Here is a 9,050-nt window from a genome sequence, read left to right on the forward strand (position 1 = left end):
CTGCAACTGCTCTACCAGGGCCGCGCCACCAACTCCGGCGGCGACTACGGCCTGCTGCCCTACCGCCCGGGCCTGCTGACCCTCCAGCGCTGACGGCTTCGCCGCAGCACGTCACCAGGGCCGGGCACGTCGCCGTCCCACGGAACGCGAGCGCGGCCGACACACCGGTCGGCGTGAACGGGAACGAGGTCTCCGTCAGCGTCGGCGCACGCAGCGACGACACGAGGGCGGGGGCGGCCGAACGGCCGCCCCCGCCCCGTTCGCGCCGGTCAGCCGGCGTACGTCTCGAACTCGCCGACCCTGGGCGTACCGCTCGAGCTGTTGATCTTGAAGTTGATCTTCTTCAGCGAGGTGGCCGCGAAACTGACGGCGCCCGCCCCGGTCCCGGAGGCCAGCACCGCCCCGGTGTCGTTGTTGACGAGCTGCCACGACCCGATCGAGCCCTGGGTGCCGGACGGCTCGCGGACGACCACCCGCGAGACCGTGGTGGCCGAGCCCCACTTGATCGAGATGGTGCCGGTGGACCCCGACGGTGACCAGTACGTGCCCAGACTGCCGTCGCGCACGTTGCCGTAGCTGGTGCCGTCGGCCTTGCTGGAGCCGTCGGCGCCGGCGCCGGAGGCGAGGCTCAGGTTGGTGCCGCTGGGCGGCGGCGGGCTGGTGGTCGTCGGCGGCGGGGTGGTCGGCGCGGGCGTGGTGGGCGCGGGCGTGGTGGGCGGCGGGGACTGCGGCGTGCAGCCGCCGTCCGACACCCGCAGTCCGGTGTTGGCGCCCGCCGTCTGCCGGACGATGTCCGGCACGCAGCTCGCGCCGTCCAGCCGGTACGAGTAGGGGATGCCGACCGTGGTGGTGGACGTCGGATTCGGCCCGGCCGGGTAGTTCTCGTTGCCGGTGGCCGACCAGGTCACGTTGTCGAAGATGTTGCCGGCGACCTGCCAGGTGCCGCGTTCGTTGGTGTAGAACGTGCCGAGCACGTCCTTGGAGTTGCGGAAGTAGTTGTTCTCCACCTTGGCCCGCGCGCCGGCGCGGGAGTTGATGCCGGACTCGTGCAGACCGGAGTAGTGGTTGTTGTACATGTGGGCGACGCCGCCACGCAGCAGCGGCGTGCGGGAGTCGATGTTCTCGTAGAGGTTGTGGTCGAACGTGACGAAGCCGTTCGACCTGTCGCTCTCGCTGGAGCCGATGAGACCGCCGCGGCCGGAGTTGCGCAGGATGCTGTAGGACAACGTCACGTACTGGGTGTCGTCCTTCATGTCGAACAGGCCGTCGAAGCCCTCCGCCTCGCCACCGGACGCCTCCAGCGTGACGTGGTCGACCCAGATGTTGCGGACGGTGCTCTCCATGCCTACCGCGTCGCCGCCGTTGGAGGTGGGCGAGCCCGACTTCTTCACGTTCCGCACCGTGACGTTCTGGATGATGATGTTGCGCGAGTCGCGGATGTGGATGCCGAGTTGGTCGAAGACCGCGCCGCCGCCCACCCCGACGAGGGTGACGTTGCTGATCTGCTTCAGCTCGATCACACCGGCCGCGGTGTTGCAGCTCGGACCGGACACCTTGGCGGTGTTCCCGTGGTTGATGGTCCCGGAGACCTCGATGATGATCGGGGTGCTGCTGCTGGCCCGGTTGCACAGTGCCGTGTGGATCGCGGTCCCGGTGGTGGCGCGTACCGTCTGCCCGCCCGCGCCGCCGGTGGTCCCGCCATTCTGGCTCGCGAAGCCGGTGGCGGCCCCGGCCGCCGCCGACGCCTGCGGGGTCGGCACGGTCACGGCGACCGCGACCCCCACCACCGCCGTGGCCGCAACGGCCTGGAGTCGCAGTGCGACTGGTCGTCTCATTGACGCCTCGATTCGTTTTCGCGCACGCCGGATCGACCGGCTGTCGCCGAACAGGAAAAGGGAATTGCCGCGACGCGATCAGGCGCGCCGCCGGCGGCGTTTCTCCATTCGCGGCGCCCGGCCCGCAAATGAAACATCGATGTCACGCAATCGTAAGAAAGCGCTTTCGCTCAGGGCAAGGGTTGGCGTTTGCAGGTTTTTTGCAGCGACCTGGATGTACGCCCCACGAAGAGCTGCGGCCCCTCCGTCATCCGGAGGGGCCGCAGTCGGCTTCGGTCACTCTCGAGGAGGGTCAGACCACCGTGCAGGCGACGCCGTTGAGGGTGAAGGCAGTCGGCTCAGCGGTGTTGCCGCTGGTGTTCGCCTGGAAGCCGATGTTGACGGTGGCCCCGGGGGCGATCGCGGCGTTGTAGTCGACGTTGCGGGCGCTCACCTGGCCGCTTGACGGCGAGTAGGTGGCACCCCAGCCCGAGGTGATCGACTGGCCCGAGGGCAGGTTGAAGGCCAACGTCCAGCCGTTGATCGCCGAGGTGCCGGTGTTGGTGATGTCGATGCTGGCCGTGAAGCCGGAGCCCCAGGAGTTCATCGTGTAGGCGACCCGGGGACCCGTGCCCCCACCCGGGGTCGGGCTGACGGTGGGCGTGGGGGTCGGGGTCGGGCTGGGCGGCGGGGTGCCGTTCACGCCGACCACGAAGGTCATGATGCTTCGGGCGGGCAGGGTGACGGTGAGGGAGCCGTTCGACATGGTGAGCGCGCCCTGGGGCGCGACGGTCCGGCTCGCGTCGGTCAGCCAGTTCGAGACGCTGCCGGAGGCGGTGGTGCCGGACAGGGTGAACTGCTGACTCACCGAGGAGGTGTTCTTGTTGACGGCGACGATGACGACGGTGTCGCCGCCCCGGTAGGCCGAGACGTAGACGTTCGACGCCGGGTTCGCCGTCGCGTCGACGCGGGTGTAGCCGGGCCGGACGAACCGGGCGAAGTGCGCCATCATCGCACCACGCTTGCTGACCTGGCCGTCCTCCCGCATGGGGCCGTAGCTGCGCCGCAGATACCACCAGACGTACGCCTGGAACTCGGCGTCCACCATGGCGCGATGGATGTGCTCGCCCACGTCGAGCGCCTCGGGCCAGGCGTCGCCCGAGTTGGTGTTGCTGTTCGGGTAGTAGACCTCGGTCATCCACAGCTCTTTGCCCGCGCCCTTCTGCTTGAAGAGGGGGTACGGGAAGTTCGAGTACGACGTCCCGTAGAGGTGGGCCCCGATGATGTCCACGTTGGCCAGGGCGGTGGGGTCGTTGAGAATCGGGTCGGACATGGACTTGACGTACTGGAACGACTCGGGCGCCATGACCCGGGTGCTGATCGAGCCGGCGTTCTCCCGCAGGAACCTGACCATCTCGGCAGAGGTCCACCACGTCCAGTCGTGCGCGTAGTCGGGCTCGTTCTGCACGGAGATGCTGTAGAGGGGCACCCCGTTGTTGCGCAGGTACGTGGTGAAGTCGTTGAGGTGCTGCGCATAGGCGGCGTACGAGCTGTAGCGGAGCCGCTTCGCGTTGGTCTGGCTGCCGCGGGTGAAGGTCTCGATCATGCTGGCGGGCGGGTTCCACGGCGAGGCGAAGACGGTCACTCCGAGCTCGGCCGCGCGTTTCGCCGTCGCGAGGTCACGGCCGAAGTCGGCCGAGCTCTCGCCGACGGGAATCCGCAGGATGGAGAAGCCCAGGCGCCCCTCGCCGGTGCCGAACGCCGTTTCCCGCTGGGCGGCCGTCAGGTCGCCGATCCAGGCCGCGTGGGTCATGGCGCCGTAGCCCTTGATCGTCTGCCGCTGCGCCGACAGGTTGACGGTCGCCGGCGCGGCCGAGGCTCCCGTGGCCCCCAGCAGCGTGGTGGCCGCTGCCGAGACCGGCACGGCCCCCATCGTCATCAGGACGGCTCTCCGGCTCAGCAATCGCCGCGCGCCGCTGACCGGCCCGTTCTGGTCGTGCGTCATTCTGCGTCCTCCTGGCTGGTGGTGGTGATACGCGCGTGCCCCGGTCCGGTCCGGACCGGTCGGCACCGCCCCTCCAGCGTCGCCCTGGGGACTGCCCTTGACCCCGGCGTCAATGACCCGTCGGCCCTCATCGACTGACGCCGCTGTTAGCGCTAACAGGTAGTTAGTTTAGATTCCGGCGCAAGTCGGGTCAAGCACGGGCGGCCCCCGCGCAGGCGACCCGGCACCGGCCCGGACGGACCCCACAGGCGTCCAGGGCGGTGAGGTCACCACCGCCGGGCGACCGGTCCGGAGTGGGCCTCGGCGTACCCACGCGGTCGCGCGTCGCCGGCGCGGACGCGCTGGATCAGCACGACACAGACCAGCACCGCCGCCGCCACCGCGACGGTGGCCGGGGTGACCCGCTCGCCGAGCAGCAGCGCCGACCAGATCAGCGTGAGCACCGGCTGGGCGAGCTGGATCTGGCCGACCTTGGCGATGCCGCCCCGGGCCAGGCCGGCGTACCAGGCGAAGAAGCCGAGGAACATGGAGACCACGGTGAGATAGCCGAACGCGGTCCACGCGGCGGCGCCGGCCCGGGGCGGGTACGCGAGCGCGGCCACCGCCGTGACCGGCACGGTGACCGGCAGCGAGAGCAGCAACGCCCAGCAGATCGTCCGGGCACCGCCGAGTTCCCGGGCCAGCACGCCACCCTCGGCGTAGCCCAGTCCGCACAGCGCGACGGCGGCGAGCAGGAACGCGTCGGCCGGCGACAGCGCGCCGCGGATCGCGCCGCCGGTGACGAGGAACGCGAGCACCAGCGCCAACCCGGCGGCGCTGGCCAGCCAGAACAACGGCCGCGGTCGCTCACCGGCGCGCAGCACCGCGAACACCGCGGTCGTCGCCGGCAGCACGGTGACCACCACCGCGCCGTGCGCGGACGTCTGCGTGGTGAGTGCGAGCGAGGTGAACAGCGGGAAGCCGACCACGACGCCGAGCGCCACCACGGCCAGCCGCCGCCATTGCGCGCGGGTGAGGCGCGGCGCGCCGGTCACCCGCAGGTAGGCCCCCGCGAGCAGCGCCGCGCCGACGGCGCGTCCGAACGCGACGAACCACGGGTCCAACGCCTGGACCGCGACGCGGGTCATCGGGAGCGACATGCTGAAGGCGAGCACACCGAGTGTGCCGAGGGCGATGGCCGTTACCGTTCTGGTGTCCGTAGCGCTACGCTGATCCGTCATGAATGATGGTAGCGCCGTGGATCGAATCGTCCACCATCTGGGGGTGCTGGTGGCGACCGCGCCGCCCGGCACGCGGCTGCCGTCGGTGCGCGAGCTGACCGCCCACCACCACGTCTCCCCGGTGACCGTCGCCGAGGCGACCCGCCGCCTCGTCGCCCAGGGCCTGGTCGAGACGCGGTCGGGTCGCGGCGCGTTCGTGGCCGCCCGGCCGGACGAGCGGCCCGGCCGGGACCTGTCGTGGCAGACCGTCGCGCTGGGACCCCGGCGGGACGGGGAGGATCAGATGCAGGCGCTACTGGCGCTACCGCCTGCCGAGGCCATCCCGCTCTCCGGCGGATACCTGGACCCCGACCTCCAGCCGGCCGCCGCGCTCGGCGCCGCACTCGCCCGCGCGGCGCGGCAACCGGCCGCCTGGCATCGCGGGCCGGTGGAGGGACGCGCGGACCTGCGGGCCTGGTTCGCCCGCGAGACCGGCGGCGGCCTGCGCGCCGAGGACATCGTGATCTGCCCGGGCGGGCAGGCGGCGCTGGCCTCCACGCTGCGGGCGCTCGGCACGCCGGGTGACACGCTGCTGGTCGAGTCCCCCACCTACCTGGGCGCGCTGGCCGCCGCGCGGGCGACCGGGCTGCGGGTGGTTCCGGTGCCCGCCGACCCCGACGGGGTACGTCCCGACCATCTCGCCGCCGCCTTCGCGCGCACCGGCGCCCGGCTGTTCTACTGCCAGCCGCTGCACGCCAACCCGCACGGCGCGACCCTCTCCCCCGCCCGGCGCGCGGACGTAGCCGAGGCGGTCCGGGACGCGGGCGCGTTCCTCGTCGAGGACGACTACGCCCGGGACCTCACCCTCGACGGCGAGGCGCCGCCCCCGCTGGCCGCCGACGACCCGGACGGGCACGTCGTCTACCTGCGCTCGCTGACCAAGCCGGCCGCGCCCGGCCTGCGGATCGCCGCGCTCGGCGCGCGGGGTCCGGCCGGCGCCCGGCTGCGCGCCGCGCGGCTGCTCGACGACTTCTTCGTCGCCGGGCCGCTGCAACAGGCCGCGCTGGAGTTCCTCACCGCGCCGGCCTGGGAGCGGCACCGCCGTACGCTCCGCCGGGAGTTGCGGGACCGCCGGGCGGCGCTGCTCGCGGCGCTGGACCGGCACCTGCCGGCGCTCGTGCCGCGCCACGTGCCCCGCGGTGGCCTGCACCTGTGGGTGCGGCTGCCGGACGGCACGGACGACGTCGCGGTGACCGCGGCGGCCGCCGCGGCCGGCGTCACCGTCTTCCCCGGCCGCCCCTGGTACGCGGCCGAACCGCCCGCACCGCACCTACGCCTCACCTACGCCGCCGCCCCGCCGGAGGCGATGGACGAGGCGGTCCGCCGGCTGGCCGTGGCGATCGGTGATGAGTTCTCCGGCCCCGAGCCGTCATAACTGCTGCGGGACACACCGAGGCGAGAGGATGACGGGATGCACGAGGATCCGGGAACGACCGGCCTGGCCGAGGCCGACGAGCCGACGTTCACGAGGCTGGCCGAGCGCCACCGGCGGGAGCTGCACGTGCACTGCTACCGGATGCTCGGCTCGTTCGAGGACGCCGAGGACACCGTCCAGGAGACGTTCCTGCGGGCCTGGCGGCGGCGGGAGACCTTCCAGGGGCGCGCCACGTTCCGGGCCTGGCTCTACCGGATCGCCACCAACGCCTGTCTGGACCTGCTCGCCCGGTGCCGGCCGGAGCCTGCCACCGGGGGCGAGGTGCGCTGGCTCCAGCCGTACCCGGACCGGCTCCTCGACGAACTGCCGGCGGCCGACGCGGACGCGCCGGAGACCGTCGCCGTGGCGCGGGAGACGATCGAGCTGGCGTACGTGGTGGCGGTGCAGCACCTCGCGCCGCGCCCCCGGGCCGTGCTGATCCTGCGCGACGTGCTCGGCTGGCCGGCGAGGGACGTCGCGGAGCTGCTCGGCGACTCCGTCAACTCGGTCAACAGCGCGCTGCAACGGGCCCGCGCCGGCATGCGCGAGCACCTGCCCGCCGAACGGCAGGACTGGACCGGCGGCGAGGGCGACGCCGGGACCCGCGAGCTGGTCCGCCGCTTCACCGACGCCAGCGTGGCCACGGACATTCCCGCGCTCACCGCGCTGCTGCGCGACGACGTGCGGTGCGCGATGCCGCCCACCCCCGGCCTGCGCGTCGGCCGCGACGCGGTGGTCAGGGACTGGGTCGACGACGGCTTCGAGGGCATGACCGGGCTGCGCGGCGTGCCCACCACCGTGAACCGGCAGCCGGCCGTCGCCTTCTACCACTGGCGGGAGGGCTCGTACCTGCCGCTGACGCTCGACGTCCTGCGCGTCACCGGCGGGGCGATCACCGAGATCTTCACCTTCGACGCCGACCGGTTCGCCGGGCTCGGGTTGCCGGAACGCCTGCCCGCGGACGGCTCCGAGTAGCCCGGCGACCCACACGCCGCGTGGCGGCGCGTCCGCACCCGCACTCCCACCCCGAACCACGGAGGACAGACATGACCAGCACCACCGAGGCCGCCGAGACGGCACCGGGTCGGACCAGGTTCCGCCGGCTCGCCGGCACCGGAATGATCGCCGCACTCGTCGCGGTGGTGGCCACCACCCTGGCCGCCGCGCTCGCCCACGCCGCAGGCGTCGACTTCGCGATACCGGACGGGGGTGAAACCATCCCGCTGTCCGGCTTCGCCGTGGTGACCGGGTTCTTCTCACTCGTGGGTGTGGCCCTCGCCGCCGCCCTGCTGCGCTGGAGCGCCCGCCCCGACCGGCGGTTCCTCTGGACGGCGGGGACGCTGACCGCGATCTCACTGGTCCCGCCGTTCCTGGTCGGCGCCGCCCCCACCACCGCCGTCGCGCTGGCCGGGCTGCATCTCGTCGCGGCGGTGGTGATGACCCCCGCCCTGACCCGGGCCCTGCGCACCCGGCCCGCCTGACCCCACTGGTACCGCGTTCCGTCATGGCGTGGTGGTGCCAGGAATGTCGGTGAGGCGCCGGTGTCCCGACCGCCCGACGGCGATAGTCATTCGCCTCGGCGAGCCGGCTCCCCGACCTCGTCGAGCATGCGCCGGAAATGGGCTAGTCGACGCTGCTCGTGAGCGATCGCCTCGTCAATTGCCGGCGGCACCTCCCCCGCCGCGTACCTCGTCCGCTCGGTCTCGACGAAGCGCAGGTTGTTTCTGTGCAGCACAAGCATCTCGTCGAGAAACTTGCGCTCCTGCGCGGCACGTTCCGTCCCTGCGCAGAGCCCGGAGAGGCCCACCCGGGCAACCATTGCGGATATCGGCACGGCGAGCGCCGCCAGCTCGACCGGCAGCCTGAGCAAGGTCACCACAGTGGGAGCCAGCAGAGCGATGTCCTTGTTGGCCATCAGCTCGACACAGATCGCTTCACGGAAACGTTGGACCACCCGAGAGGAAAAAATCACGAGGAACGCCGAGAAGTCGGTCAGCCGCAATGGCTGGCCGCCACTCTCGTAGGCGGCAAGGAGCCCTTCGGCCGCGGCCAGCGAGGCATCCTCACCTGCCTCCAGCGCAATCGCCTCCACAAGCGACAGGTCCTCGTCCGGCTTCCCAGCGATGACCACCTCTCGGTACAGCATGAAGAAGTGGCGCCCGGCCAGCTCCACCAACTCGTCCGAGGCGGCGCGCGAGCCGGCGTCCCAGTCGATTCTGGAGATCATTGATCCTCCCCCCGGCCTGGCCGGCCCGCTGCGACAAAGCGGAAGACGTCCCGCCACCGCCCTGCGTCACTCAGTTGCAGAATGGTCCAGTACGCCCCCTCACCCAGTGCAGCATCCACCGCCCGGACGAACTCCTCGAAGTCTTCTTCCGCACCGAGGACAGCCCGAAACACCGTTCGCTCGTCGACAAGATCGATCAATTTCTCCACCAGTGCGGTCTCCATCGGATAGCGGTCACTAGGGCCTGTCCTGTCGATCATGGAAGCCAGATGACAGCGGCGACGAGGACCAGGCTGGCTCGGTAGAGGGATGCCCGTTTGGCGTAGCGGGT

The 9,050-nt window shown here is 71.8% G+C and carries 8 protein-coding genes; 3 read left to right on the top strand and 5 right to left on the bottom strand.

Going from position 1 to position 9,050, the window contains the following annotated elements; genetic code table 11:
- Nucleotides 1–269: 269 nt before the first annotated feature.
- The 3 genes from ACIA5A_RS30670 to ACIA5A_RS30680 form a co-directional block, all read right to left on the bottom strand.
- Nucleotides 270–1,835, bottom strand: a complete 1,566-nt coding sequence (locus tag ACIA5A_RS30670) for a polysaccharide lyase family 1 protein (RefSeq protein WP_396768240.1) — start codon at nt 1,833–1,835, stop codon at nt 270–272.
- A 292-nt stretch (nt 1,836–2,127) separates the two neighbouring features.
- Nucleotides 2,128–3,747: a cellulose binding domain-containing protein gene (locus tag ACIA5A_RS30675; RefSeq protein ID WP_396768254.1), complete on the bottom strand. Its 1,620-nt coding sequence runs from the start codon at nt 3,745–3,747 to the stop codon at nt 2,128–2,130.
- Between the two features lie 338 nt (nt 3,748–4,085).
- Complete coding sequence (locus ACIA5A_RS30680; protein ID WP_396768242.1) at nt 4,086–4,946, bottom strand: DMT family transporter; 861 nt, start codon at nt 4,944–4,946, stop codon at nt 4,086–4,088.
- Nucleotides 4,947–5,037: 91 nt separating this feature from the next.
- On the opposite strand from ACIA5A_RS30680, the gene ACIA5A_RS30685 reads away from it, so the two are divergent.
- The 3 genes from ACIA5A_RS30685 (at nt 5,038) to ACIA5A_RS30695 (ending at nt 7,973) form a co-directional block, all read left to right on the top strand.
- Nucleotides 5,038–6,453, top strand: a complete 1,416-nt coding sequence (locus ACIA5A_RS30685) for a PLP-dependent aminotransferase family protein (protein WP_396768244.1) — start codon at nt 5,038–5,040, stop codon at nt 6,451–6,453.
- A gap of 36 nt (nt 6,454–6,489) precedes the next feature.
- Nucleotides 6,490–7,467 carry an RNA polymerase subunit sigma-70 gene (locus ACIA5A_RS30690; protein ID WP_396768246.1) on the top strand — a complete coding sequence of 326 codons (978 nt, stop codon included), beginning with the start codon at nt 6,490–6,492 and terminating at the stop codon, nt 7,465–7,467.
- Nucleotides 7,468–7,538: 71 nt separating this feature from the next.
- Nucleotides 7,539–7,973 carry a DUF6069 family protein gene (locus ACIA5A_RS30695; RefSeq protein ID WP_396768248.1) on the top strand — a complete coding sequence of 145 codons (435 nt, stop codon included), beginning with the start codon at nt 7,539–7,541 and terminating at the stop codon, nt 7,971–7,973.
- An 86-nt stretch (nt 7,974–8,059) separates the two neighbouring features.
- Here the strand turns inward: ACIA5A_RS30695 and ACIA5A_RS30700 are convergent, their stop codons facing one another.
- Both ACIA5A_RS30700 and ACIA5A_RS30705 read right to left on the bottom strand, forming a co-directional pair.
- Complete coding sequence (locus ACIA5A_RS30700; RefSeq protein ID WP_396768250.1) at nt 8,060–8,719, bottom strand: hypothetical protein; 660 nt, start codon at nt 8,717–8,719, stop codon at nt 8,060–8,062.
- On the bottom strand, nt 8,716–8,943 hold the full coding sequence (locus ACIA5A_RS30705; RefSeq protein WP_396768252.1) for a hypothetical protein: 228 nt from the start codon (nt 8,941–8,943) through the stop codon (nt 8,716–8,718). Before ACIA5A_RS30705 ends, ACIA5A_RS30700 begins: the two co-directional genes overlap by 4 nt.
- Nucleotides 8,944–9,050: the final 107 nt, after the last annotated feature.

The sequence above is a fragment of the Micromonospora sp. NPDC051300 genome (genome assembly GCF_044455315.1).
Lineage (GTDB): Bacteria > Actinomycetota > Actinomycetes > Mycobacteriales > Micromonosporaceae > Micromonospora > Micromonospora robiginosa.